Source organism: Tessaracoccus sp. OH4464_COT-324, assembly GCF_003932855.1.
Taxonomy (GTDB): domain Bacteria; phylum Actinomycetota; class Actinomycetes; order Propionibacteriales; family Propionibacteriaceae; genus Arachnia.
Genome location: NZ_RQYZ01000011.1, coordinates 53,118 through 78,819, shown reverse-complemented (window position 1 = coordinate 78,819; position 25,702 = coordinate 53,118). Strand labels below are relative to the sequence as shown.

The 25,702-nt window shown below is 64.8% G+C and carries 23 protein-coding genes; 18 read left to right on the top strand and 5 right to left on the bottom strand.

Annotated features, from left to right (window positions below; genetic code table 11):
• The first annotated feature begins 171 nt into the window (after positions 1–171).
• The 3 genes from EII42_RS07660 (at position 172) to EII42_RS07655 (ending at position 3,688) form a co-directional block, all read left to right on the top strand.
• The gene (locus tag EII42_RS07660) at positions 172–1,848 is read left to right on the top strand and encodes a formate--tetrahydrofolate ligase (RefSeq protein WP_125171535.1); all 1,677 of its coding nucleotides are present in this window, start codon (positions 172–174) and stop codon (positions 1,846–1,848) included.
• Between the two features lie 211 nt (positions 1,849–2,059).
• Complete coding sequence (locus tag EII42_RS12920) at positions 2,060–2,227, top strand: hypothetical protein (protein WP_158676440.1); 168 nt, start codon at positions 2,060–2,062, stop codon at positions 2,225–2,227.
• A gap of 117 nt (positions 2,228–2,344) precedes the next feature.
• A complete protein-coding gene (locus EII42_RS07655) occupies positions 2,345–3,688 on the top strand; it encodes a hypothetical protein (protein ID WP_125171534.1) in 1,344 nt (447 codons plus the stop codon).
• 19 nt (positions 3,689–3,707) lie between these two features.
• On the opposite strand, the gene EII42_RS07650 is transcribed toward EII42_RS07655, so the two are convergent.
• Positions 3,708–4,118 (bottom strand): hypothetical protein, encoded by a 411-nt coding sequence (locus EII42_RS07650; protein ID WP_125171533.1) that lies wholly within the window; start codon positions 4,116–4,118, stop codon positions 3,708–3,710.
• A 113-nt stretch (positions 4,119–4,231) separates the two neighbouring features.
• Between EII42_RS07650 and EII42_RS07645 the strand changes: the two genes are divergently transcribed.
• Both EII42_RS07645 and EII42_RS07640 read left to right on the top strand, forming a co-directional pair.
• Positions 4,232–5,818, top strand: a complete 1,587-nt coding sequence (locus tag EII42_RS07645) for an aspartate:alanine exchanger family transporter (protein ID WP_125171532.1) — start codon at positions 4,232–4,234, stop codon at positions 5,816–5,818.
• Positions 5,819–5,897: 79 nt separating this feature from the next.
• Complete coding sequence (locus EII42_RS07640) at positions 5,898–7,595, top strand: fumarate hydratase (RefSeq protein WP_125171531.1); 1,698 nt, start codon at positions 5,898–5,900, stop codon at positions 7,593–7,595.
• 619 nt (positions 7,596–8,214) lie between these two features.
• On the opposite strand, the gene EII42_RS07635 is transcribed toward EII42_RS07640, so the two are convergent.
• From EII42_RS07635 to EII42_RS07625, 3 genes are read right to left on the bottom strand one after another with little or no spacing between them, the layout of a single operon-like run.
• Positions 8,215–8,877 (bottom strand): response regulator transcription factor, encoded by a 663-nt coding sequence (locus tag EII42_RS07635; RefSeq protein ID WP_125171530.1) that lies wholly within the window; start codon positions 8,875–8,877, stop codon positions 8,215–8,217.
• On the bottom strand, positions 8,855–10,309 hold the full coding sequence (locus tag EII42_RS07630) for a cell wall metabolism sensor histidine kinase WalK (RefSeq protein ID WP_158676439.1): 1,455 nt from the start codon (positions 10,307–10,309) through the stop codon (positions 8,855–8,857). The genes EII42_RS07635 and EII42_RS07630 overlap by 23 nt, the downstream gene beginning before the upstream one ends.
• An 11-nt stretch (positions 10,310–10,320) precedes the next feature.
• On the bottom strand, positions 10,321–11,064 hold the full coding sequence (locus tag EII42_RS07625) for a hypothetical protein (protein ID WP_125171528.1): 744 nt from the start codon (positions 11,062–11,064) through the stop codon (positions 10,321–10,323).
• A 141-nt stretch (positions 11,065–11,205) separates the two neighbouring features.
• Here EII42_RS07625 and EII42_RS07620 point away from each other — a divergent pair, with 141 nt between their 5' ends.
• The 3 genes from EII42_RS07620 to EII42_RS07610 are packed head-to-tail and all read left to right on the top strand — an operon-like array spanning position 11,206 to position 13,832.
• The gene (locus EII42_RS07620; protein WP_125171527.1) at positions 11,206–12,237 is read left to right on the top strand and encodes an alpha/beta hydrolase; all 1,032 of its coding nucleotides are present in this window, start codon (positions 11,206–11,208) and stop codon (positions 12,235–12,237) included.
• Entirely contained in the window at positions 12,234–13,151 is a 918-nt protein-coding gene (locus EII42_RS07615) for an ROK family protein (RefSeq protein WP_125171526.1), read from the top strand. The genes EII42_RS07620 and EII42_RS07615 overlap by 4 nt, the downstream gene beginning before the upstream one ends.
• Positions 13,152–13,832, top strand: a complete 681-nt coding sequence (locus tag EII42_RS07610; protein ID WP_125171525.1) for an N-acetylmannosamine-6-phosphate 2-epimerase — start codon at positions 13,152–13,154, stop codon at positions 13,830–13,832.
• A gap of 115 nt (positions 13,833–13,947) precedes the next feature.
• Here EII42_RS07610 and EII42_RS07605 read toward each other — a convergent pair whose 3' ends face one another.
• The gene (locus EII42_RS07605) at positions 13,948–14,688 is read right to left on the bottom strand and encodes a FadR/GntR family transcriptional regulator (protein ID WP_125171524.1); all 741 of its coding nucleotides are present in this window, start codon (positions 14,686–14,688) and stop codon (positions 13,948–13,950) included.
• 145 nt (positions 14,689–14,833) lie between these two features.
• On the opposite strand from EII42_RS07605, the gene EII42_RS07600 reads away from it, so the two are divergent.
• The 10 genes from EII42_RS07600 (at position 14,834) to EII42_RS07555 (ending at position 25,702) form a co-directional block, all read left to right on the top strand.
• Positions 14,834–16,468 (top strand): ABC transporter substrate-binding protein, encoded by a 1,635-nt coding sequence (locus EII42_RS07600; RefSeq protein ID WP_125171523.1) that lies wholly within the window; start codon positions 14,834–14,836, stop codon positions 16,466–16,468.
• Between the two features lie 152 nt (positions 16,469–16,620).
• On the top strand, positions 16,621–17,586 hold the full coding sequence (locus EII42_RS07595) for an ABC transporter permease (RefSeq protein WP_125171522.1): 966 nt from the start codon (positions 16,621–16,623) through the stop codon (positions 17,584–17,586).
• A complete protein-coding gene (locus tag EII42_RS07590; RefSeq protein WP_125171521.1) occupies positions 17,586–19,658 on the top strand; it encodes a dipeptide/oligopeptide/nickel ABC transporter permease/ATP-binding protein in 2,073 nt (690 codons plus the stop codon). Before EII42_RS07595 ends, EII42_RS07590 begins: the two co-directional genes overlap by 1 nt.
• Entirely contained in the window at positions 19,655–20,461 is an 807-nt protein-coding gene (locus EII42_RS07585) for an ATP-binding cassette domain-containing protein (protein WP_125171520.1), read from the top strand. The genes EII42_RS07590 and EII42_RS07585 overlap by 4 nt, the downstream gene beginning before the upstream one ends.
• Before the next feature lie 26 nt (positions 20,462–20,487).
• A complete protein-coding gene (locus EII42_RS07580; RefSeq protein ID WP_125171519.1) occupies positions 20,488–21,408 on the top strand; it encodes a dihydrodipicolinate synthase family protein in 921 nt (306 codons plus the stop codon).
• Positions 21,409–21,585: 177 nt separating this feature from the next.
• A complete protein-coding gene (locus EII42_RS07575; RefSeq protein ID WP_125171518.1) occupies positions 21,586–22,140 on the top strand; it encodes a hypothetical protein in 555 nt (184 codons plus the stop codon).
• Between the two features lie 112 nt (positions 22,141–22,252).
• Complete coding sequence (locus tag EII42_RS07570) at positions 22,253–22,585, top strand: hypothetical protein (protein ID WP_125171517.1); 333 nt, start codon at positions 22,253–22,255, stop codon at positions 22,583–22,585.
• Positions 22,582–23,763 (top strand): hypothetical protein, encoded by a 1,182-nt coding sequence (locus tag EII42_RS07565; protein WP_125171516.1) that lies wholly within the window; start codon positions 22,582–22,584, stop codon positions 23,761–23,763. Before EII42_RS07570 ends, EII42_RS07565 begins: the two co-directional genes overlap by 4 nt.
• Positions 23,763–24,158: a hypothetical protein gene (locus tag EII42_RS07560; RefSeq protein ID WP_125171515.1), complete on the top strand. Its 396-nt coding sequence runs from the start codon at positions 23,763–23,765 to the stop codon at positions 24,156–24,158. The genes EII42_RS07565 and EII42_RS07560 overlap by 1 nt, the downstream gene beginning before the upstream one ends.
• A 158-nt stretch (positions 24,159–24,316) precedes the next feature.
• Positions 24,317–25,702 carry an extracellular solute-binding protein gene (locus EII42_RS07555; protein WP_125171514.1) on the top strand — a complete coding sequence of 462 codons (1,386 nt, stop codon included), beginning with the start codon at positions 24,317–24,319 and terminating at the stop codon, positions 25,700–25,702.

Genomic DNA, 25,702 nt, shown 5'->3' with positions numbered 1-25,702 from the left:
CAACCACACACCAACACGAAAAACGAGTACCCACACCTAGGTACCCCACACCCACAACCTAAGCACCCATACTCACCCAACCCACCAGCGCGCGTGCGTCGTCGCCCAATATGATGGGCAACGACGGCCAGCCGCGGAACGGCTGCTGAGAGCGACGATGGAGAAACAACGATGATTCCCAGCGATATCGAGATCGCCCAATCCGCCACCGTGCTGCCCATCCAGGAGATCGCCGCCAAACTGGGCATCGCCAACAACGACCTGATCCCCTACGGCCACGACAAGGCAAAGATCCGGCTCTCCGCAGCACAACGCTATGCCGCGAACCGCACCGGGAAGCTCATCTTGATGACAGCGATCTCGCCCACCCCGGCGGGCGAAGGCAAGACCACCACGACGGTGGGCCTCACCGACGCCCTCAACCGGTTGGGTCACTCGACGATCGCATGTCTGCGTGAGCCATCGATGGGCCCAGTGTTCGGCATGAAGGGCGGTGCAGCTGGCGGCGGCTACGCCCAGGTGGTGCCTATGGAGGAAATCAACCTGCACTTCACCGGCGACATGGCCGCACTCACCCAGGCGCACAACCTGCTGGCCGCCCTGATCGACAACCACCTCCAGCAAGGAAACGCGCTCGACATCGAACCGCGCTCCATCACCTGGCCGCGCGTGCTAGACCTCAACGACCGGGCGCTGCGCCAAGTAGTGCTCGGCATGGGCGGCTTGTCCAATGGGGTCCCGCGCCAGAGCGGATTCGACATCACCGTGGCCTCCGAGCTGATGGCGTTGCTGTGCCTGGCCAGCTCCATCGGCGACCTCAAACGACGCATTGGGGACATCATCATCGGACGCACCAGGGCAAAGAAGCCGGTACGGGTGCGTGACCTCGGCTGCGAAGGGGCGATCACGGTCGTGCTGCGGGACGCGCTGCAGCCCAACCTGGTGCAGACGCTCGAACACTCCCCGGCCTTCGTCCACGGCGGGCCGTTCGCCAACATCGCCCACGGCTGCTCGTCGGTGCTGGCCACCAACACCGCGCTCGGGCTTGCAGATTATGTCATCACCGAGGCCGGCTTCGGTGCCGACCTCGGAGCAGAAAAGTTCTTCGACATAAAGTGCCGCAAGGCCGGCCTGGAGCCGTGCGCGACGGTGGTCGTCGCCACGGTGCGGGCCCTCAAGTACCACGGCGGCACCGGGCTGAGCGAGCTGAGCTTCGAGAACCTCGACACCTTGCGCGCCGGCATGAGTAACCTGACCAGGCACCTGGACAACCTCATCGAGCAGTTCGGCCAGCGAGTCATCGTCGCCATCAACCGCTTCCCCAGTGACACCGACGCCGAGATCAGTCTCATTCAACAGCTCCTCGCAGGTCGCGGCATCCGGGCCATCGAAGCCACCCACTTCGCGCACGGCGGCGCCGGGGCGGAGGAACTGGCCAAGGCGCTCGTCGAACTCACAGCCGACGATGCGCCACCCCTCGGCCACCCCTACGAGTTGGCGGCTACTCTCAGCGACAAGATCAGTGCGGTGGCGAAGAAAATCTACCGGGCCGGGCAGGTGACTTTCACCGCGTCGGCGCACACCCAACTGCAACGGTTGCAGCGTGACGGATTCGGTGAACTACCCGTGTGCATCGCCAAGACCCAGTACTCCTTCTCCACTGACGCAAACCTGCGGGGCGCGCCCGAAGGACACGAACTGCAGGTTCGAGAGGTGCGCCTCAGCGCGGGGGCGGGGTTCATCGTCGTGATCTGCGGAGAGATCATGACCATGCCCGGCCTGCCGAAGGATCCGGCGGCCATGCACATCGACATCGACGACGAGGGCGTGATCACCGGGCTGTCCTGATATCGGCCCGAGGGGAATGTCCAACATCCCTGACAGCATTCCGTTCACCCCTGACAGCCGGAGCGGGACTGAATAGCGGGCTGGATGGAGTTATTTTCGATGAGGAAGACTGAGGGTTGGCGGATTCGCACCGCACAGCACCGGATGCCCGGCGCGGCGCACAATTGGTGCGCTGCCCGGCCGCTTCACCGGGCAGTTTGTGCTGGAGTCGATGCTGCTGGGCCTGCTGGGTGGGGTGTTGGGAGTCGTCGGGGTGTGCGTGGCCGAGGAATGGGCGAGGGCACTGGGTTGGCGCCTCGCCGTCGCGGGCCCGCTGGTTGGGCTGCTGCCCGCGTGGCGGGCCGCTAAGATCGAGCCGATTGCGACTCTCCGCAGCTGAATCCGAGCTGACTAGTGCTTTGCTGGTCCCGGTTGGAAGTTGACGTGGTTTGTTGCCCTAAGTGCTCAACCACATGTGCTAGACAAGTACTTGAATGATCACGGAAGGTGCGCCGGAATGGTAAGAGTCTGGGAGATTAAAGAGGGCGATGTCCTGCAACTCTTGGATCGAGTGCTGGACCCCAACCGCGAGGATCCGCTCGTCATAGTCTCGCCCACCTCGGATACCGGGGCACCGCGGATCGACGTCGCCGCACTCGCCGAGATCTTGCCCCCGGGCACGGAGCTAGCCCAATTGATGAGTGTCCGAACCACTGAGAAATTGAGTGACTACTCGCCATCCAACGCATTCAACTGCTATGGCGGATCTGTGCGGATTATTCGCCCTAAAGCGAGTCCACGTGACCACTGGCGGGCGCACAGCCTTGTTTTCATCTACCCCGACGACGACCAGAAGGAAGCACTGCGCAGCATCGTCCGGAAGGTGGAAGAAGGCGCGACGCCGCGCAACTACTCCACCCAGGTTCGGCCCACCGGCCCGTCCGTCAAGGGCAAGGACCTACGGGCCCTCACCGAGTACCGCGGCGCGCTCCTGTCCTCATCTGGCAAGGTGGCGGCGAAGCCCGGCCCCGGCAAGGTAACGGTGGCCCCGCCAGTCTCACCTAAGCGCGATGTTCGGCCCAAACAGCCCGAGATCCGGCCGAAGCCCGAGCAGGAACAGCGTCCCGAGGTTGCGCCGCAGCCGACGCCGAAGCCCACGCCAGTACAACCGGCACAACCCGTGGCGGCAACGCAGGCTGCCCAACAGCCCCAGGTTGTGGCCATCCCGGTCGGCGATGTACTCACGGTCGACGTGGTGAAGGAAATCCTGAACCAACACAAGACACAGATCGCCCGCGAGATCAGGGAGCTGGTGGAGGAAACCATCATCCACCTCGTCGGGGGCGAGCAGCACGACGTCGAACGGGAACGCCTGCGCGCCGACGAGGCGGAACAGCAACTGTCGGACGCCCGCAGACGCATCGAGAGGCTGCAGCTGAAATACGAGGAGCTGAAGCACGAATCCGAGCGCGAGTTTCCGCGAGTGTTCGACGACGAGGAGCGCCAACTTCGCTGGGAAATCGAACAGACCTGGCTGCGCGATGCGCGCGAATCGGAGCGGGTCCCGCTCAAGCCCTACACTTTCGCTCCCGGATTCCTGGCGTCCACGCGGACGGATATCGTGCCGCTGTCCAAAACCAGGAAAATCATGATCAAGGTGCTCACCGACCAGCATTGGGACATCTCGCACCAGTTCTACGAGAGTAAGGCCGGCGAACCCCGGGTGCGCACCGACGGGGCGGTGGCCTGGCGCACCTACGTGAAGCAGCAGTCGTCGGGTGCGCCGAGGCTCACCTGGTGGCAGCTCACCGACGGAACGATCGAGTTCGAGCACGTCGGCCACCACGACGCGATGCTCTGACGTTTCAGACCGGATACGTCTATCCTCGCTGGTCGACCCGTCCCTCAAGCACCCAGGTCAGGAACTCGCGCAGCGTGCCGGTCTCGCCGTCGCGCCCACCCCGCCCGACGATCAGCGTCGGCTGCGCTGCGATGAGCCGTGCCCCGTGGAGCCGCTCCCGCCAACCGCCGGGGACGACCAGGTGTTGGTATCCGCCATCGGTGTCGATCGCTATCGAATGGTCTTGGCGCAGATACCAGCCGGATTTGTCGGTGCGCACCATCCGGCCGTCAATCAGCCGGGCCCGAAGCGGAACGGGCTCCAGGCCGCGGGCCTTCGCCTCGGCGATGAACCAGTCGATCAGCCGCTGCGCTTCGACGGCCTCCGCCCGGGCCGCCTGTTGCGCCAGTTCGAGCTTGATTTGGGCTGCTTGCGCGCGCGTCGACTCCATGCGTCGAGCCTAGAGCCTGTTCCAACATCGTGCCGGGCTGCGGCGAAACGAATCTCGCCCCAATAGCACCTTCCGAAACGGGCTTCGGCCAAGCAACTACCTAGGATGGATGGGTGCTGGACTTGCTTGTGGAAAACCCGTTGTTGACGCTCTTCGTGGTGATTGCGCTGGGGACGGTGGTGGGGGCGGTACCCCTGGGTCCATTACGTTTCGGCGCCTCGGGTGCGCTCTTCGTCGGGCTGCTGCTAGGCGCGCTCGACCCGCGGCTCGGCGAGGGACTGGCCGTGGTGCAATCGATCGGGCTCGGCCTGTTCGTCTACACGATCGGGTTGGCCGCGGGCTCCTCCTTCTTCCGCGACTTCCGCAGGCAGGCGCTGCTCATGCTGGGGGCAGTCGCGCTTCTGGGTGGATATGCGATGCTGGTGGTGGGTGCCGGGAAGCTGGTGGGCATGTCCGCGGGACTCGCTGGCGGGCTTTTCGCAGGCACGCTCTCCGCCACCCCGGCAGTGGCGGCGGCGCAGCAAGCCCTGAACGATCCGATCGAGCCCGCAGTCGGGTTCGCCATCACCTACCCTCTGGCGATCCTGCTGGGTATGGTCGCGGTCAGCGTCGTCACGCGATTTCGGCTGCCCGCCAGGCGTGACCCGGATCGGGCTGGCAGCGCTCGTTTGGTGACCCGCACCGTCGAACTGCACCAGGACATCGCGGTGGAGGATGTGCCCGGCATCGCCGAGATCCCCAGCAAGGCCGGCGGCGAGGTGCGGATCTCCTATCACTGGCGTGACGGGCACATGAAGGTGGCCCGGCCCGATGAGTTGCTGCGGGCCGGTGACCGCGTGCTGCTCGTCGGCACACCCGACGGGGTGGCGCACGCAGCGTCACTGATCGGCCACGAGGTGCGTGAGCATCTCATGCACGACCGGCGCGCCGTCGACTTCCGCCGCTACGTGGTCTCCAACCCGCGCATCGCGGGGCGCACAGTGGCGGAGCTGGCGGTTCCGGATCGCTTCGACGGCTTAATCACCCGAATCCGGCGCGGTGACCAGGAGCTGCTCGCACACGCTGAGATGAAGCTTCAGCTGGGCGATCGGGTGCGGGTGGTCGCGCCCGCTGAGCGTCTCGACGAGCTGACAGGCCTGTTCGGCGACTCGGAGCGCAAGGTCACGGAGGTGGATTTTTGGACCGTTGGGCTGGGCATCGCCCTCGGCGTCGCGCTGGGCATGGTGACGATAACGCTAGGTTTTGGGCAGATCGCGTTGGGTAGTGCGGCGGGCCCGCTGATCGTCGGGCTGCTGCTGGGCTGGGTGGATCGTACTGGCCCGTTCGTCTGGACGATGCCGAGCGCGGCCAACTTAACCATTCGGCAGCTGGGGCTGGTGCTGTTTCTCGCGACGATGGGGCTGGCTAGCGGGCCCGCCTTCGCATCGCGTGCCTTCAGCTGGGAAGGGTTGCGGCTGGGGGCGACGGCCGTCGCCGTGCTCGGGTTGCTGCTGGTGTTGTTTTGGCTCCTAGGTTGGGCGGTGGGCCATTCGACGGCCCGAGTTGCGGGAGCGATGGCGGGCCTGGTGGGGCAGCCGGCGGTGCTGAACCACGTCAATTCACTGATTGACGACGACCGCGCCGAATCCGGTTATACCGCATTATTTGCTATCGGTTTCATTGCGAAAATTGTCCTGGTTCAGCTTGTCGTCTCGTTTTGAAGGTTTCGCGCAACCCGTTGTCCTCGCACAAATGGGTTCGTGACAAGATGGGTCTGACCAAGCGACAAGGAGAATACTCATGGCTGAGTTTCGCTACGAGCACATGCTGCCCACCGGCAAGGACGAAACACCTTACCGGCTGTTGACCACCGAGGGTGTTGAACTGGTGGACGGCCCCGAGGGACGCCGGTTTCTCAAGGTGGCTCCCGAGGCGCTGACGCTGCTCGCTGAGACCGCGATGCACGACATCGCCCACTATCTGCGCCCCGCGCACCTGCAACAGCTGCGTAACATCCTCGACGACCCGGAGGCCAGCGACAACGACAAGTTCGTGGCCCTGGACCTGCTGAAGAACGCCAACATTGCCGCCGGCGGCGTGCTGCCCATGTGTCAGGACACCGGGACCGCGATCATCTCGGCTAAACGCGGTCAGCACGTGCTCACGCCCGGCACCGACGAGATTCCGCTCAGCCAGGGCATCTATAACGCGTACACGAAGCTGAACCTGCGCTACTCGCAAAACGCCCCCATCACGATGTGGGAGGAGAAGAACACCGGATCCAATCTGCCCGCCCAGATAGAGATCTACGCCGACACGGATGCCGGGCACGAGAACACCTACAAGTTCCTGTTCATGGCAAAGGGCGGCGGTTCCGCCAACAAGAGCTACCTTTATCAGGAGACCAAGGCGCTGCTCAACCCATCCTCTCTGATGAAGTTCCTGGAGGAGAAACTCCGCTCGCTCGGCACCGCCGCCTGCCCGCCCTACCACCTTGCGATCGTCGTTGGCGGCACGTCGGCCGAGTTCGCACTCAAGACCGCCAAGTACGCCTCCGCCAAGTACCTCGACGGGCTGCCCACCGAAGGCTCCATCGCCGCCCACGGTTTCCGCGACCTTGAGTTTGAGGCCGAGGTGCTAGAGCTTACCCGCAAGCTCGGCATCGGCGCCCAGTTCGGCGGCAAGTACTTCTGCCACGATGTGCGTGTCGTGCGCCTGCCCAGGCACGGCGCGTCGCTGCCCGTGGCGATCTCAGTATCCTGCTCCGCCGACCGCCAGTGCCTCGGCAAGATCACCCCGGAGGGTGTCTTCATCGAACAGTTGGAGACCGACCCGTCGCACTTCATGCCCGACGTCGTTGATGAGGAACTCGACGCCGAGACGCATGGCGTGAGCGGCACCGGCAAAGGCGCGACCATCAAGATCGACCTCAACCAGCCGATGGAGCAGATTCGGGCGGAACTCAGCAAGTATCCGGTGAAGACACGCGTATCGCTGACCGGGCCGCTGATCGTGGCCCGCGACATCGCGCACGCCAAGATCAAGGAGCGGCTGGATCGCGGCGAGGAGATGCCGCAGTACCTCAAGGACCACCCGGTGTATTACGCCGGCCCAGCAAAGACCCCGGAAGGCATGGCCTCCGGTTCCTTCGGCCCGACGACGGCCGGGCGAATGGACTCCTACGTAGATCAGTTCCAGGCCGCTGGTGGCTCGATGGTGATGCTTGCCAAGGGCAACCGCTCCAAGGCCGTCACGGACGCCTGCCACAAGCATGGCGGCTTCTACCTGGGGTCCATTGGCGGCCCGGCCGCCAGGTTGGCGAAGGACTGCATCAAGAAGGTGGAGGTCGTGGAGTACCCGGAGCTTGGGATGGAGGCCGTGTGGCGCATCGACGTCGTTGATTTCCCCGCGTTCATCGTCGTCGATGACAAGGGCAACGACTTCTTCGCCGAGGTGCTGCAGCCGGTGATGCAGATCGGCAAGCGCCCCGGCCTCTGAGCTGTCGGCCGATCTGAACATGCTGATGCCCCGCCGGGAATCGGCGGGGCATCAGCAGTTTTGTTCAATTAACGTTCCCTGGGGCGGGGCTGAGGCTAGTCATCATCATCGTCATCGTCGTCGTCATCGTCGTCGTGAAACTTAGGCTTCGGTTTGGGGGCCTTCTTGGGCGGAGCCTTATCAGGCTTCGGCTTGGGTTTGGGGGCTACCGTCGGGGCGGGCTTGGGAGCAGGAGGAGGAGCGGGTTTGGGGTCGGGAGCCACCGGAGCTGGGGGCTCGGGCGCAGGTTCGGAGGTCTGGGGTGCGGGATCGGTAGTCGAAACAGCCGAGGGATCAGGCGTTGAGGTGGCTTCTGCCGGCTGCACCGACGGTGACGTTGAGGGGCTTGGCGAGTTGGGCACGGCACTGACGTGTACGGCAGGACTGTGCTCGCTCCTGTCGTTGCTTGCTAGCGCACCGAAAATACCTCCCAAAGCGACGGCAAAGCCTAGCGTTCCCGCTCCAAACAGAATGATGGTGTTTCGTTTGATGGCCATTTCGCTCCTTTCAACACCTATAGCTAACCTGACTAGGCTGAAAGCCTGAGGAGAATCGAATTAGAACATTCTCATGAGCGGATCTACACGAGGCGGTAGCCCATGCCGCGTACTGTCTCGAAGCGTTCCTTGCCGAGCTTGGTGCGCAGGTAGCGCACGTAAACGTCGACGACGTTGGAACCGGGATCGAAGTCGTAGCCCCAAACGCTACTCAACAACTGCTCGCGGCTGAGTACCTGTCCAGGGTTACGCAGGAAGGTCTCAGCGAGGGTGAACTCGCGCGCTGACAAGTCCACCGACTTGCCATCGAGGTGCGCTTTGCGTGAACGGAGATCCAGCGTCAGGCCGCCATGGCTGAGTTGAGTGGCGGCCTCGTTTGACGACGCGACGGGCCGGAGACGAAGCCGCACCCTGGCCAGCAATTCCTCGAAGGAGAACGGTTTGGCGAGGTAGTCGTCGGCCCCGCCTTCCAGGCTGGCGACGCGGTCGGTGACCGACGTGCGGGCTGTGAGCATGATCACTGGCACGTCGACGCCCTGGCCACGCACCCGTTCCAGCACCTCGAAGCCGTCGATGTCGGGCAGGCCGATGTCGAGGATCACCATGTCGAAGTTGCCGTGTACCGCAAGCTGGGCACCCTCGATGCCCGACTTGGTGCTGTGCGTGGTGTAGCCAGCAGCCTTCAGGCCCTTGGCGACGAATGCGCTGATGCGCTCCTCGTCCTCAACCAGCAAGATCGTGCTCATCTTGATCGTCCTCCTTTGGCGAGATCGGGATGATGATGGTGAACTTGGAGCCGACGCCGGGCTCGGACTCGATTTCGAGTCGCCCGTGGTGGCCAGCGACAATGGACTCGACGATGGACAGACCCAGCCCGGCTCCCGAAGCAGAACCAGCGTTCGAGCCGCGCCCGAAGCGGGACCTGATTGTATCGAGTTCTTCCGGCTTGATGCCGACTCCCTGATCCTCGCACAGGAAGTGCACTTCCTCCCCGACGACTCGACAGCCGAGCGTGATTGGGCTGTCCTCGGCGGAGTACTTCACAGCGTTCGCGGCGAGCTGTAGCCAGGCTTGCGTGATCCGGTTGGGGTCGAGCCAACCGTCAACGGATTCGATGCTGCGCAGCCGCCACTGACGTTTACCGAGTGCGCGGGCTTTCTCCAAGGTGGAGTCGGTGAGCGCAGCCAGAGAGAACCATTCGGGTTGGACGAAGTCGCTTTGGTTCGCCTTCGCGAGGACCAGCAGGTCGCCGACGAGGTGGCCCATGCGGTCGAGCTCATCAATGGCGAGGTCGCGGGTCTGCGACACATCCTCTGGGTCGGTGCGGTCCATCAACTCCAGGTGGCCACGCACGATGGTGATAGGAGTGCGCAGTTCGTGGCCGACGTCGTCGAGAAGCCGCCGCTGGGTCTCCACGGAGGTTTGCAAGCGGTCCAGCATCCGGTTGATGGTGCGCGACAGGCGGGTCATGTCATCGTTTCCGGTGGTGGGAACGCGGCTGGTCAAGTCGTTGTCGCCAATTGATTCTGCGGCCACACGCAGTGCATCGACGGGTTTCATGATGCGATCGATCAGCAGCCAGGTGACAGCGGCAGAAAGCAGGGACATGGCTATGCCGACAAGGAGGAAAATCCACAGCAGGCTGTCGCGTTCGCTGCGCAATGCGTCGAGGTTGTATACGTGGACCAGCGCCCCTTGCGAGGTGGGGAACTTTATGGGCGCCACGTGGTACCGGTAGCCGAATTTCGATGTGGTGAAAGTGCCCATGCTCATCTCGCTCTTCTGGGCGAGCGGAAGCATTTGTTTCATCAATTCCTTGTCTTGCTCGGCTGCGATGCTCAACGTATTGGAGCCGAACCAGCGGATCTGGCCCTCCACAATGCCGATCGCTCCGGCGTTCTCGTCGACGAAGGTGTGGGACAGGAAGGAACCGAGCAGCTCGCCGGGGTCGGCAAACGGGGCGTTCGAGTCGGGGTCCTTTCCGGTCGCCGCGTAGGCGACGAACTCGTCGCGGGTGCGCAGTAGATAGGAATCGATGCGCTCTCTGCTGGATCGGTCTTGCAGCACCACGACAATCCAACCCGTCACAATCAGCGTTACCACGACAAGCACCACCATGGCCCCGCCGATACGGCGACGGATGGACCCAGTGCGCTTGGGGTGAGGCGTTTTCTTCATCTTCTTCATTGTCACTGATCCCAGTTTGTTTCTCTAGTTGATTCGACTCGGATCGACCACAACGGCGCGGTCTCCTCGTCTGGTTCGGTTGATCTGGTGTATGCGGCGGCTGCGGGGTAGCAGGCCTGGGCCCGATTGGCGGCCGCTCGGCGGGCTGCGAAGTGCAGCATCGCCGAAGTGGGTGTGTCCGGCAGAGGAAGCAGCACAAGGTTTGGGCCGAGTGCGCGCACCTGCTCGGCGACGGCGGTCTCCATTGCCATGGAGATGTCGCTGGGCGATCCGAAAGGCAAGGCTGCGCAGATCGTGCGCTCGGCGGAATCCACTTGGAGAGGCGACTGCGCGCCGAGCACCAGCGCGAAAACGTCGTGGCTCTCGCTGAGTGCGGTGAGCGTTTGGCCAGCCTCCTCGTTGACCTGCTGCGCATCAACACCGACGACGAGCACGCGAGGCCGCGTGGGTATTGCGTGGTGGTGTGACTGGGCGGCCAGGGCGTGGCTGCCGATGCGCTGTGTCTTGGCTTGACAGCGTGCGTAGGAGATTCCTTGGGCCACGAGCGCGACGCAGCTGGCGACGGTGAGGGTCACGGTGGCCCAGACGCGCTGCTGTGATCCGGCGAAGACGGCATTGGCGGGGGCCAGAAGCAGGGCGCTGGCGACGGCCAGGGTGCGGGCATCGTCGGTGACGATGCGGGAGCGCGTAAAGGTGGCTGCGGTGAGCACCAGCAGAAGCGCGAGCACAAAGTGGGCGGTCGTCATGGCTCAATAACATCGGTTGCCCGGGAGGTTGCTGTGAGACTGTTGTGAGAGAGTTCTCATAGCGGGCTGGGGCTGCTGTTTCGCGATCAATAATAGGATGCGTGATGTCTTGATGGATGTTCATTCAGCTGAAGGAGCAAGATGACTGCCTCTCGCCCACGGTTCGAAGCGAGCACCGAACTATTGCTCGGTTTGCTGCACGATGAAGGCTTGCGGCCGCCCATTACCCCCGAACTCCTGGCCAGCCGGAACTCCGCAACTGTGCGTGACGAACTTGCCGCCGAGTTGAGCTATCAGCTTCGGCTGAGTGATATCACCGTCGAGGACCGCCAAATTTCTGGCCCTGTAGGCGAACTGACTGTCGCGGTGGCGCGCCCGGCCGTGCCGCGCCGGGGGCCGCTCGTCGTGTCCTTTCACGGTGGCGGGCTCGTCAAAGGCAACCGATACAGCGACCTGGTGCTGGCCGGCCGCATCCTGGACGCCCACGGCGGAGTAGCTGTCTCGCCCGAGTACCGGCTCGCTCCCGAGCACCCTGCTCCCGCCGGTTTCGACGACGCCTACGCCACCTATCTATGGGCCGCCGAACACGCCGAGGAGTTGGGCGCAGACCCCACGCAAATCTTGCTCGTCGGGATCAGCGCCGGTGGCAACTTGGCGATCGCCACGGCCCTGGCCGCCCGCGACCGTTCCGGCCCCCGCGCCGTCGGCGTGCTGGCCGCCTGCCCGATGCTCGACGACCGCAACGACTCGATGTCCACCCAACAGTTCTGGAGCCTGGGCAGCTGGACCGGAAGCGACAACGAAGTGGCCTGGTCTGCGGTGTTGGGTGATCGTCGGGGTGGGCCCGAGGTGAGCGCTTATGAGGCCCCGGCCCGCGCGCAGTGGTTGGGTGGGTTGCCACCGGTCTTCCTCGACGTGTCCGCCACCGAACCCTTCCGCGACGAGGTGGTGGCCTTCGCCAGCGGACTGTGGCGCGACGGGGGCGACGCGGAACTGCACGTCTACCCCGGCGGCACGCATGTCCATGAGCTGTATGCTGCGGGCACCTGGATTGGCCGGGGTGTGCTGCACGCCCGCGCCGAGTGGGTAGCGCACCTGATTGAGCCCGACGACCCGCGAGACAGCGTCGAATATGTGCGCGGGCTCGGTAAGTATCCGATTGGAGAAGCATGATCGCCCTGGACATTGGCGGCACCAAGATCGCCTGCGGCATCGTCGATGGCGCCACGGTTTCGCACTACGACGCGGTGCCCACGCCCGCGAGGGAGGGCGCGGAGGCGCTGATGGACGCAGCGTGGGCGTTGGCTGAGCGGGTGCAAGAGGCGCACTTGGCGGCCGGCGGTGCCCCGGCCCGACGGCTTGCAGTGGCCTCCGCGGGTGTCATTGACCCGGCGACGGGTCTGGTCACCTCCGCTACCGACGCGATCCGCAGCTGGGCTGGGACGGACGTAGGAGGTGGGCTGGCGGCTCGCTCCGGGCTGCGGGTGAGCGTGCTGAATGACGTACATGCGCATGCCCTCGGCGAGTTCACGCATGGTCGTGGTCAGGGACGGGAGTCGATGCTGCTCGTCGCAGCTGGTACTGGCATCGGCGGCGGGCTGATCGTCAACGGGGAGTTGCTGTTGGGCGCAAACCGGGTGGCGGGGCATGTCGGGCATGTTGATGTAGCTGCCGCCGATGGCCTGGAGTGCTCGTGCGGCAGGCGCGGCCACCTGGAGGCGGTGTCGTCGGGGACGGGCATCGAGCAGTGTTTCGAGCGCGCCACCGGGGTGCGGTTGCCCGGCGGTGAGATCTCGCGCCTGGCCGGTGTTGAGGAGTCGCTATCGCCTGCCGCGCGCGAGGTGCTCGGGGTGGCGGGCTATTCGCTGGGCCGGGCCATCGGCGGTCTGCTCAATGCCCTGGACCCGGGCCTGGTGGTGTTGGCCGGGTCGGTGGTGCGTGCAGGCGCGGAGTGGTTTTCGCGGGTGCGCGCCGGGGTGATGGACTCGGCTATGGCTATCGTGGCTGATACGGAACTTGAACTTGCGCAACTGGATAACGCTGCCCTGGTCGGCGCGGCCGTTAGGGCTCTACGAGAGGATGACTGAATGAGCGAGATGCTGGATCAGCTGAAGGGTCAGCTGGTTGTTTCCTGCCAGGCGTACCCGGGTGAACCGATGCGTGTTCCCGCGACGATGGCGCAGGTGGCGCAGGCGGTGGTGCTGGGTGGCGCTAAGGCCGTGCGACTGCAGGGGCTGGACGATATCCGCGCAGCGAAGAAGGTGCTGGAGGTGCCCGTCATCGGGCTCGTGAAGGATGGCAAGGAGGGTGTCTACATCACGCCGACCTTGGATTTCGCGGTGCTTGCAGCCGCGGTGGGCGCGGACATCGTCGCGATTGACGGTACGCAGCGCCCGCGTCCCGACGGCCGCACGTTCGCTGAGACGGTGGCGGGCCTCAAAGAGCGCTACCCGCACGTGCTCGTCATGGCGGACTGTGATTGCATCGAGTCTGCCCGGCATGCGGTCAAGGGCGGGGCAGACATCCTGGGTACGACGCTCGCCGGCTACACCGAGGCGCGCGCGAAGACGGAGGGCCCGGATCTGGAGTTGGTGGCCGAGATTGTGGCAGAGTTCCCTGAGTACCCGGTGTTTGCTGAGGGTCGCGTGCACACGCCGGAGCAGGCGCGGGCCGCGATTGATGCGGGTGCGCACGCCGTCGTCGTGGGCACCGCGATCACGCACCCGACTACGATCACAGGCTGGTTCGCGGCCGCTGTCGCGGGCTGACGGATGCATGGCGCCGGGCGGTTTCGACGTTGGCCGCCCGGCGCTGCCTTTCTCAGACCTTTCCCGCCCGGGTGGGGCGCGATGCCGGTTTCGGCGGCTTCGGGCTGGGGTGGGTTCAGTGGCTGGCTTCGTATTCCGCGCCGCGCAGGTTCCTGAGCAGCGGCGCGTAGTGTTGGGTGACGGCCGCGCGGTAGGCCTCCACGTCACCGGCTTCGGCCGCCTCCAGCATGGAGCGGTGCGCCTTGGCGGTTTCGAGGATGTCCACCGGCCGGGCGATGCCGAGTCGGGGGGCGGTCAGGGTGTGCACGTCCCAGAAAGCCTCGGTGAGCTGACGGAAGAGCTGGTTGGAAAGTGGCGCCAGCAGCCGGGAGTGGAAGAGCCGATCCTGTTCGGGAAAGGGCTTGCCGAGCTTGGCCAGCGTTTCCATCTCGGTGACGGACTGGTGCATCTCATCGGAGTGCTTGCCAGACCAGGTGCCGCACACGTCGGCGGCGAAGGCATGGTCGAGGGCCTGGCGCACTTCAACGATCTCTGCGAGGGAGCGGTAGTCATCGCCGGGGTTCAGCATGCCGCGAAACACCAGCAGCTCCACCATGGGGTGCATGGACACGTTGCCGACGAACATGCCGTGGCCATGGCGCACCTCGACGATGTCGAGCGCGGAGAGTGTGCGGACGGCTTCGCGTACGGAGGAGCGCGACACCCCGAGCGATTCACACATCTGGCTCTCGGTGGGGAGGGGATCGCCGGGCTGGAGGTTGGACAGCAGGATGTAGTCCTTGATGGCGCTCAGTGTGGAGGCGGCCTGCGTCTGGGGCCGGGTCTGCGGCCTAAGCTGCGCGTCGAGGAGATTCATATGTTCTGCGTCCTTGGAGCTAGCGATCGTGACCAAATTGTGTCCGACGTTCTTGGCGGGGGTGGGTGTGATCCCGTGGAACCCATGTTACACTTCATTCAGTTTTCGTCAGACATAGGATGTCAGACATCAAGGAGATTCAACGATGAACGTAGACCGCCGCAACTTCTTCAAGCTGACCGGCATCATCGGTGCAGCAGCGGGAATCAGCACGGCACTGTCCGCGTGTGGCAAGGGTGAGGGCACCGCCTCCACCAAGCCCGCCGGCTCGGGGGATGCCACCCCGGGCGGCACCATGGCCCCCTCGGGGGGAGCCGTCGCCAAGGACGGCACGATCACTGCCGGTATCTCTTACGAACTGGGCACAAACGGCTACGATCCGATGACCACCACTTCCGCGCTCACCGTGGCCGCCAACTGGCACACTATGGAGGGTCTCACGGAGATCGACCCGGCCAGCCGCGAATGCTACGCCGCCCTCGGCAAAGAACTGCCCAAGAAGGTTGACGACACCACCTACGAGGTGACGCTGCGCGAGGGCGCCAAGTTCCACGACGGCACCGACGTCACCGCAGACGACGTCGTCTACTCCTTCGAGCGGGTCCTCGACCCAGCCAACAAGTCGCTTTATGCGTCCTTCATCACCTTCCTGGACAAGGTGGAGAAGAAGGACGAGAAGACCGTCCTGCTGAAGCTCAAGCACACCTTCTCCCTGGTGGCCGAGCGCGTCGCCGTCGTGAAGATTGTGCCGAAGGCGCTTGCGTCCGCCGACCAGAAGAAGTTCGACCTGAACCCCGTCGGCACTGGCCCATACAAGATGACTGACAATGGTGCGGCCAGCCAGAAGGTCCTCTTCGAACGCTTCGACGGCTACACCGGCTCCCGTCCGGCCCTGGCCAAGAAGATGGAATGGCAGATCCTGCCCGACGGCACCACCCGCACCAACGCTCTCACCTCGGGCACGGTTCAGGCCATCGACGCCGTTGGCGCCGCCGACCTGCCGAACTTCAAGGCCCCGAACGAGGTGGGTGCCGTCCAGGGCTTTGGCCTCATCTTCGCGATGTTTAACTGCGCCTCCGCCGCCATGAAGGACGTCCGCAACCGCCAGGCCATCATGTACGCCCTCGACTACGCGGCCATCTGCGAGAAGGGCATGTCCGGCCTGGCCACTCCGGCCACCAGCTTCCTGCATAAGGACCACCCCTCCTATAAGGAGGCGAAGGTCGTCTACAAGAAGGATGCGGAGAAGGCCAAGGCGCTGCTCGCGGAAACCGGGCTCACCGAGGTTCGCGTGCTGTGCACCGATCACGGCTGGTTCTCCGCGGTTCGTCCGATCATCAAGGAGAACATTGAGGCGCTCGGCCTGAAGGTCACCTACGAGGAGAAGAAGTCCTCCGACGTCTACGGCACTATCGACTCCAACCCGGACGCCTTCGACGTGGTGTTCGCGCCCGGTGATCCGTCGGTGTTCGGTGACGACGCCGACCTGTTGCTGCGCTGGTGGTACGCGGGTGACGTCTGGACCGAGCAGCGTATGCACTGGAAGGGCTCCGAATCCTACGCCAAGGTCCAGGATCTGCTGACGAAGGCCTCGTCGGTCACCGGTGAGGAGCAGAAGGCCGCCTGGCACGAGATCTTCGACGTCATCTCGGAGGAGGTGCCGCTGTACCCGCTGCTGCACCGCAAGACCCCGACCGCGTTCAACGCGGAGACGCTCGTCGGTTTCAAGCCGATCGCGCTGACCGGCCTGTCCTTCCAGGGCGTCGGCAGCACCAAGTAACTCGGATGAGCAAGGGGTGGGAATCCTCGGAATCCCACCCCTTCTCTTGTCGGGTAACTTAAGATCAGACATCAGACAAGCGGCGAGTGGCGTGCCACCCTCCGCGACCCGCCGACAGGCGGAACGACTCGGACCAGCAAAGGAGCCTTCCTGTGTCGAAGCTTCTCAACCTCATCCTGCGGCGCCTGCTGGCGCTACCCGTGATGGTGTTGGGCGTTACGCTGCTCGTATTCCTCGTCATGTCGCTCTCCAGCGCTGACCCGGCCCGGCTCGCCCTGGGCGAGTCCGCGTCGCCCGAAGCTCTGGAGGCCTACCGAGCAGCACACAACCTGGACGACCCGCTGCTTAAGCGGTTCTGGGACTATCTGGTGAACTTCGTCCAAGGCGACTTGGGTCAATCCTTCACCGGCGTGGACATCTCAGAACTCGTCGCCAACGCCTTCCCCATCACCCTGCAACTCGCGCTCATCGGCATCCTCATCGCCGCCATCGTCGCGGGCATCCTCGGCGTCATCGCCGCCCTCTATCGCGACCGCTGGCCGGACCAGGTGATCCGCGTTATCTCGATCCTGTTCCTCGCCACGCCGTCATTCTGGCTCGCGCTGCTCCTGATCCAGCTGTGGAGCGATGTTCCCGGCGGAACAGGCACCTTCGCCTCGGTGGTCGGCCAGTGGGTGGGGTTCTTCGACGACCCGGCAACTTACCTCTACCAGACGTTCCTGCCGATCATCGCGATCGCCGTTCCGACGGCCGGCTCGCTCACCCGCGTCGTGCGCACCTCGATGGTGGAAGAACTCGACCGAGACTACGTGCGAACCGCGATCGGCGCGGGCATCCCGAAACACGTCGTCGTCGCCCGCAACGTGCTGCGCAATGCGCTCATCACCCCGATCACCGTGCTTGGCTTGCGCGTCGGCTACGCGATGGGCGGCGCCGTCGTCATCGAGATGATCTTCAACATCCAGGGCATGGGTCAGCTGATCTTCCAAGGCATCACCCGCAACGAGGTGAACATCGTCATGGGCGTGTCCATCACCATCGCGCTGGCCTTCATCGTCATCAACATCATCGTTGATCTGCTCTATGTGCTGGTCAACCCGAGGATTAGGAGCGTCTGATGCTGAGCCGCAGCCATTTCAAGAAGGCCACCCAGCCCGGCCTGCGCTTCCAGGGCTGGAAGGCGATGCCGCTCGGCTCAAAGCTGGCCGTCATCGTGCTGGCCCTCATCGCGCTGATGGGCGTCCTCGCCCCACTCCTCGCCCCCTACCTCCCCAACGCCACCGGCCTCGCTGAGGAGACCCGCGTCATCGTTATCAAGGGCGTGGGCGAACAGACCGTGGTCGACAACTCCGTCGCGCCCAACGGCGACTTCTGGTTCGGCACCGACGGCTCCGGCCGAGATGTGCTGTCGCGGGTCATGTATGGCGCGCAGGTGTCGATCATCGTCGGCCTGTCCGCGACCGCGATCGCGCTACTGATCGCCGCTGTCTTGGGCTCCGTCGCCGCCACTGCCCGCAAGTGGGTCTCCGAGGTGCTCATGCGCGCCCTCGATATCCTGATGAGTTTCCCCGGCATCGCACTCGCCGCAGTGCTGGTGCTCGCGCTGTCCACGCGCTTCCCGATGCTGCCCGTGATCATCATGTCCATCGCCGTGCTCTACGTCCCACAGCTCACCCGCGTGGTGCGCGCCAACGTGCTGTCGCAGATGGGCGAGGACTACGTCGCGGCCTCCAAAGTGATGGGCGCGAAAACGTGGTGGATCCTTGCCAAGCACGTCACGAGAAACTGCGTAGCCCCCATCATGGTGTTCGCCACCGTGCTCGTCGCGGACGCCATCGTCTTCGAGGCCTCGCTGTCGTTCATCGGCGCCGGCATCAAGTCGGTCAACACCCCGACCTGGGGCAACATGCTCTCCGAGGGCAAGGAGTTTCTGCTGTCGGGCCACTGGTGGGTGACGTTCTTCCCCGGCCTGATGATCCTGATCACCACGCTGTGCCTCAACATCCTCTCCGAGGGCCTCACTGACGCCATGGCCTCGCCGCGCGTCAAGACCCGCGCCAAGGTGGCGGAGGAGGCCGAGGGCACGGTGAGCCCCGAGGCACAGGGTCCGCTGTCGCGTCTGGTGCGCCACGCCGAGTCGTCGGTGCCGCTGGAAACCCGTCTCGCTGCGCTGCGCGACGCGGAGCTGAAACGCAACGACCGCCTCGTCTACAGCCGCGACGAGGAGCCGATCCTGGAGGTAAAGAACCTCTCGATCCGCTTCCCACAGCAGCACGGCGACGTGGCCGTCGTCGACAATGTGTCCTTCTCCGTGCGTCCCGGCGAGACGATGGGTCTCGTCGGAGAATCCGGCTGCGGCAAGTCGATCACCTCGATGGCCGTCATGGGGCTGCTGCCGAAGACGGCCCAACTGGAGGGCCAGATCCTCTACAAGGGCCAGGACCTGCTGAAGCTCAGCCCGAAGCAGCACAACGCGCTGCGCGGCCACGAGCTGTCGATGATCTACCAGGACGCGCTTTCCAGCCTCAACCCGTCGATGCTGATCCGCTCGCAGATGGCGCAGCTGACCAAGCGCGGCGGCACCCGCACCGCCGAGGAGTTGCTGGAACTTGTGGGCCTCGACCCGGTTCGTACCCTCAAGAGCTACCCGCACGAGCTGTCGGGCGGCCAGCGGCAGCGCGTGCTGATCGCGATGTCGCTCACCCGCAATCCGTCGCTCGTGATCGCCGACGAGCCCACCACCGCGCTCGATGTCACCGTGCAGAAGCAGGTCGTCGACCTGCTCAACAAGCTTCGCGAGGAACTGGGCTTCGCGATGGTGTTCGTCAGCCACGATCTGGCGCTGGTGGCGCAACTGGCGCACCGCATCACCGTCATGTACGCCGGCCAGGTGGTGGAGCAGGGCCCGACGATGAACCTCCTCACTCAGCCCACCCACGAGTACACCCGGGGGCTGCTGGGCGCGGTGTTGTCCATCGAGTCCGGCGCCGACCGCCTGCACCAGGTGCGCGGCACCGTGCCAAGCCCCCGCGAGTTCGTCACCGGCGATCGGTTCGCCCCGCGCTCAGCCCACCCCACCGTCGGCCTCACCAGCCGTCCCGTGCTCAAGCCGGTGGGCGACCACCCCGAGCACATGTTCGCCATCTCCCCGGAACTTGAGGAGCTGCTCGCCAAGGAGGTCTCCCGATGAGCATCAAGGATTGGACGCCGGAGCAGCCCGTCATCGAGCTGCGCGGGGTGCACGTGATCCACAAGTCGCGTACCGGCAGTCTGTTCAAGCCCGACACCGTGCACGCGGTCAACAACGTCGACCTGAAGGTGATGAAGGGTAGAACCCTGGGGATCGTCGGCGAATCCGGTTGTGGCAAATCGACGACGGCGCGCGTCATGGTGGGCCTGCAGGAAGCCACCGGTGGCGAGGTGTTGTTCAAAGGGGCCCCGCTGAAGAACTCGCGCGAGGTGAAGAAGGCGATGGGCTTGTCGGTCTCCATGGTGTTTCAGGACCCGGCGACGGCGCTCAACCCCCGAATGATCGTGCGTGACACGCTCATGGATCCCCTCAACGTGCACGGTATCGGCTCCCAACGGGAGCGTATCGACCGGGTGCGAGATCTGCTCAACGTGGTGGGTCTGCCGCAGAGCGCGCTCGACGTGCTGCCCCGCCAGATCTCGGGCGGGCAGCGGCAGCGTGTCGCCATCGCCCGCGCCCTGGCGCTCGACCCGGACGTCATCATCGCCGACGAGCCCACCAGTGCCCTCGACGTGTCGGTGCGCGCCCAGGTGCTGAACCTGCTGCAGGATCTCAAATCCTCGCTCGGCCTGGGCCTGGTGTTCATCTCGCACGACATCAACACCGTGCGCTACATCTCCGACGAGATCGCCGTCATGAACGGCGGGAAGATCGTCGAGTTGAACTCCACGGACGAGATCTTCGCCAACCCCGCCAACGACTACACGCGCACGCTGCTGAGCGCGGTTCCCTCGCTCATCTAGGGCCAACTGAATTGAAAGGAAAATCAATGTCGCACGACTTCACTGGCGTTATCCCGCCGGTGGTTACCCCCTTTACTGCCGAAGGCGAGATCGATTTCGCGAGCCTCGACCGCGTCGTCGAGCGCCTGATCTCCGCGGGGATGCACGGCCTGTTCGTGCTGGGATCATCGGCCGAGGTGGCCTATCTCACCGACGAGCAGCGCGTCGAGATCGTGGAGCACATCGTGGCGAAGTCCGCGGGACGGGTGCCGGTCATCGCAGGTGCCATCGACACCACGAGCGCGCGCGTCATCGCGCAGGCGAAGCGGATCGTCGAGGCGGGAGCGCAGGCCATCGTGGCCACATGCCCGTTCTACGCGATCAACGACACCACCGAGATCGCGGACCACTTCAGGCGCATCGCAGCCGCCATCGACGTTCCCCTGTTCGCCTACGACGTGCCCGTGCGGCTCAACGGCGCCAAGCTCAGCCACGAGATGCTGGTGGAGCTGGGCAAGGAGGGCGTGCTCGCAGGCGTGAAGGACTCGTCGGGCAACGATGTCGCGTTCCGTCGCCTGGTTGCGCTGAACCGTGCCGAAGGCAGCCCGCTGAAGCTGCTCACGGGTCACGAGTGCGTCGTCGACGGGATGCTGCTGCTGGGCGCGGACGGCATGGTTCCGGGCTACGCCAACGTCGACCCGGCGCGGTACGTGAAGCTGTGGGAGGCCGCGCAGGCGGGTGACTGGGCGCAGGCGGCTAGGTTGCAGGATGAAATCTGCGCTGGCTTCGAGATCGTGTTCGCGGCACGCGGCCGCTCCGCAGACGCTGCCGGCATCGGCGCGTTCAAGACCGCCATGTGCCATTTGGGGGTCATCGCCACCAACGAGATGGCTTTCCCCGTGCGCGGTTTCGCCGGCGAACTCGTTGACGAGATCCGCCAGATCATGGTGAACGCCAAGGTTCTCTGACCTGCTGAAACACCCGGGTCCCGCTCGGCCGAGAAGGCCGGGCGGGACCCGGCGTCATCGTATTGTTGGGTCGCGACGAGTGGCGGGCTGCTGCTGTGAAGGGGACACGCGCTGAAGTCTCCCACCTGACGCGATGTCAGCCGCTAGAGTGGGTCAGAGGCGACCGGAGGCAGGTAGATGAATCGAAAAGTCTTCAATTCTGAAGGCTGGGATGCATCCCGTAGCGTCGCCGTATCTGTGAACGGTAGCCAGGTGTTGGATGTGTTGATCCGCCGGTTGCCAGAGACCCCGCAAGCACAGGACCAGTTCGGCGTCTCAGTGATGGATGCGTTCTACAACGCTCTGGAGACCCACTGCGATGCGTTGATGGCCGACGTGGAGGTACCCCACGGCGACGATCGCCTGCTCGCGGAACTGGACTCGCTGATCGGGGATGTGTTCGGGGAGGCTGCGGAGCAGCCGCAGCCGGTTGCGGCGACGACGCCCGTCGCACACAGCGACGGTGTGATCGTCTACGGTGGAAACGGTGTGGTGAGCGGCATCGGATTCGGGCGGCAGATCGACTGGACCCAGCGTCGCGCCCTTGAACGATCCATTAAGGAAGCGCTCAACGACTTCCTGGCCAGCGTTCCGCCGCTGCCCAGGATCGAGGTGGCGTCCAGCGACGTGGACCCGCTCGACGCCATGCTTGCGGAACTGAAGGCTACGGGGGGATTGTGGCTGCCCAGCTGATTAACGGACACGATTGGCAAAAATCCTGCCCATTTGGCCGGGGTTGGTGCACTGATCGTCTTGTAGTGTCAGTTCGAGGTAATGAGTTGCGCTGTGTTGTGGCGTACTCAGCATGGGAAAGAGAGTTAAGGTGACCGTCGAGTTCAACCCCGCATCCTGGGAGAACGCCTCCCAGGTGATGGCCGAGCTTGCCGCTCGGCTGGAGGGTGCCTCGGGTTGCTTTGCTGTCCCCGGCGTCGGCGGCCCCTCGGCCACGGATCGGGCCGCGCTGCAAGGCAGCGATCTGGTTTTTGAGCGCGCCGCGGAGGTGCTACCCATGCTGAGCGAGACCGTGTCGTCGGAGAGCCAGAGAATGGCTGAGACGGCACGCTCCTACCAGGCAATTGAGGACGTCAACCAGCGCATCGCCCACATGGTTCAACAACTGATGGGGGAGCAATCTTGAGTGTGATACTTCAGCTCACCGGGGTGAGTCTCCCCACGACCGCAGACCTGCTGTCCGCGCGCGCATCGGCTCTCAACTCGGCCCTCCAGGTGGTCAACGAGGTCAAGCAGGGGGTTCGAGGGGTAGGCGGGAGCCTACTAGCGAACAACAGGGGCCCGACGGTTGATGCCTTCACCCGGTACTTCGGCACGGGAATTGCGTCGCCGGCCAGGCTGGAACGGTTTGCCCGCGAGTTGGCGCGCGCAGCCGAGGCCGCTCGGCAGGCGGCAGCGATTATCCGGCAGACTCGGATCACGATGCTGGCGGTGGCGGCGCGGGCGGAGATTCAGCTTCGCCGGATGCTCAGCGCCCCGGCCCCCGAGGTGATGCAGCGCGCGCTCATCCACCGCCTGGTGGAGCGCACCCAGCGGGAGTTGCACGCGGTCGACAACCTGGGCGCGGCGAAGGCTGCGCAGGCTCTCTCTGCGGCCCCGGTCACGCTTCCGGGGGAGGCCGGCTCCGAAGATCAGAACGGTTATGGCGGGTTCAAGTTTGGTCCGCCGGAGCGCCCCGACATCGAGTGGCCCGAGGACTACGAATACGGGGTGCGTATGCCCACCAGGGCGGATGAGGATAGGTGGCTGGCCGCCGGGGAGCAGCGTCGTGCCTTCCAGTATGTGCCGCCCGGCGCGGCCGAGACATTGAAGTACTACGACCACTTCATCGCGAACGTGGGCGGCGAGGAGCAGTTCGATTACGAGAGCGGGGCTCGCCAGGATCCGGCGTTGGCGCGCAACATCGAATCGGAGGTGGTGCGCACCGCTGCGGCTGCCGATCGCATGGTTGCGGAGGGTGGCGCATCGTTCAGCATCACCGGAGTCGACAACCCCACCCCGCACTATCCGGCGACGGAGGACTGGCAGAAGGTCATCGGCGGGTATCGGCAGTGGAGTTCCGCCGACGTCAAGGTGGAAAATGGCATGGTCAACATGAGGGTGACGGTCCATGCCGAAGACCGGTACCGCTTCGTGCGCGGGGACGAGTTGCGTGTGGGTGGCGGCGACGCCGTCAACGGACGCTTCCAGGAGCTGGGCTGGGCGAAGCCCTATAATCTGCGCGGTCAGGTTACCCGCGAACTGTCCTGGCCGGTGGGCCACCCACCCGGGGAGTATTCTTTCGACCCCAATCCTCAACGCTGATGGAAAGGATCACCGTGTGCGCACCGGTGAAGAACGGTGGCTCCGCTCTGAACATTGATCTCGGGCCACTTCGGCAGGCGATCCCTGCGCTGGAGCGGATGGAGCGCGCGAGCTGGACCTCCGGCACGCTGGGCGACGACCGGCTCCCGGGGCGCGCGACCTATTGGGTGGATGCGGTCGTGCAGCTGGATCCGGAGATGGCGGTTCAGGCCCGGGCACTCGCGGATACGCCTTCGGAGCCCGTGGTGCATCCGACGCTTGAGCGACGGTTGCCGTCTGCGACTTTCCTCACCTCGCCGAAGTTGGATCAGCTATTCGGTGGCCCCAACTGGTGGGCGACGGCCCACCTGGTCGAGGGGCGGCCCATCCTGGTGCTGAATCTCGTCGGGCGCTGAGCCCTCCCTCGCTGGCGATCCCGGCTATCGACGGTGGGGCGGCGCGGCTGGCTGGTTCTCCCCGGACGGACAGCGATTTTGTGGCATACCCCTTGACTGGAGCCCACGTCGGGCGCAGACTAGGTGCTACCTAAATCGAATTAGGCCGGAGGTCAACGATGACTCAGATCACCCGACGCGGAGTGCTGACGGGAGCCGTTGGTGTGGGTACGCTCGCGCTCATCGGCAGTCAGTGGCCCCGCCTCAGCGGCGCAGACATCCCGGGACGTCATGACGACTCCCTGTCCATCGCCATACTAGGCACCAACCAGGACGCCGAGGCCCGGCAGTCGCTGGTCAAGGCGTTCAACGTCCATCATCCCGACATCCCCGTCCGGCTCCAGGCCATCCAGGGCACGGACTGGGCTGACTTCTTCGCCAAGATCCTCACCATGGTCGCGGCAGGCACTCCACCAGATGTCTGCGTCGTCGCCACCGAGGGCGCCCAGCTGTTCGCCGAGCGCCTGGCCGAACCCCTCGACGCCTATATCCGGCGCGATGCCGACCAGGTGCGGGACTACTTCGACGACGTGCACCCGAGCCTCATCGAGGCATTCATGTACAAGGGATCCTTCTACCAGATGCCCATCGACTTCAATGCCGCAAACATCTACTTCAATACTCAGGCGATGAGGCGTGCTGGAGTGGAGTATCCCCCCGACGACTGGACCCATGACGACTTCCTCACCGTGGCTCGTCGGATGAGGCAGGCCAGCGTCGGCAACTTCGTGCCATTCTACTGGACGAACCGCCTGTGGGGTGGCATCGTCCCTTGGCTCTATATCAACGAAACAAGCTTCCTCACCGAGCAGAAGTCTCCCGGCGGCGAGTGGCTGTGGGAACGCTTCTACCCCGATCGTGTGGGTCAGCTCTCCGGCGGTTTCCTCTGGGAGCACTCGAACGCCACCGATCCGAGAGTCGCGGAATCGTTCGAGTTCGTCCGGGCGCTGGTCGAGGAAGGCCTCGGCACCAGCCCCGCCCAAGGCGGTGGCGGAGAACTCGTCGGCCAGTTCTCCGGCGGCTCCATCGGCATGACCCCCGCTGGCGGGTTCTGGGTCCAGGGACTCAGCGAAGCCGGGCTGAAGCCCGACGACTACGACGTCGGCTACTTCCCGAAGTGGCGCAGCCAACGCCACCAGTTCGGCGCAGCCGGATACGCCATCCTCAAGACCTCGAAACGCAAGGACGAGGCCTGGGAATGGGTGAAGTTCTGCACCTCGCGGGAGGGCATGCGGCTCGCATTCCCTGGCCCAAACACCACCCCGACCCGCCGATCGATGTGCAACGAGGCCCTCTACTCCGAAAAAGGGCCCAAACACTGGAAAGTGTTCTACGACACCTTGGAGAATCACCCCTGCGCCCCGATCCCGGCCCCGCCGCAGCAGGCCGCCGTCGAGACCGCCCTCATCAAGAATGTCCTCGGCGCCGTCACCGGCTCCGCTGCGGCGCTGCCCGCTGCACTCGCGCGCCTCGACGAGGACCTGACCCGCGCCCTGGAGGTGTGA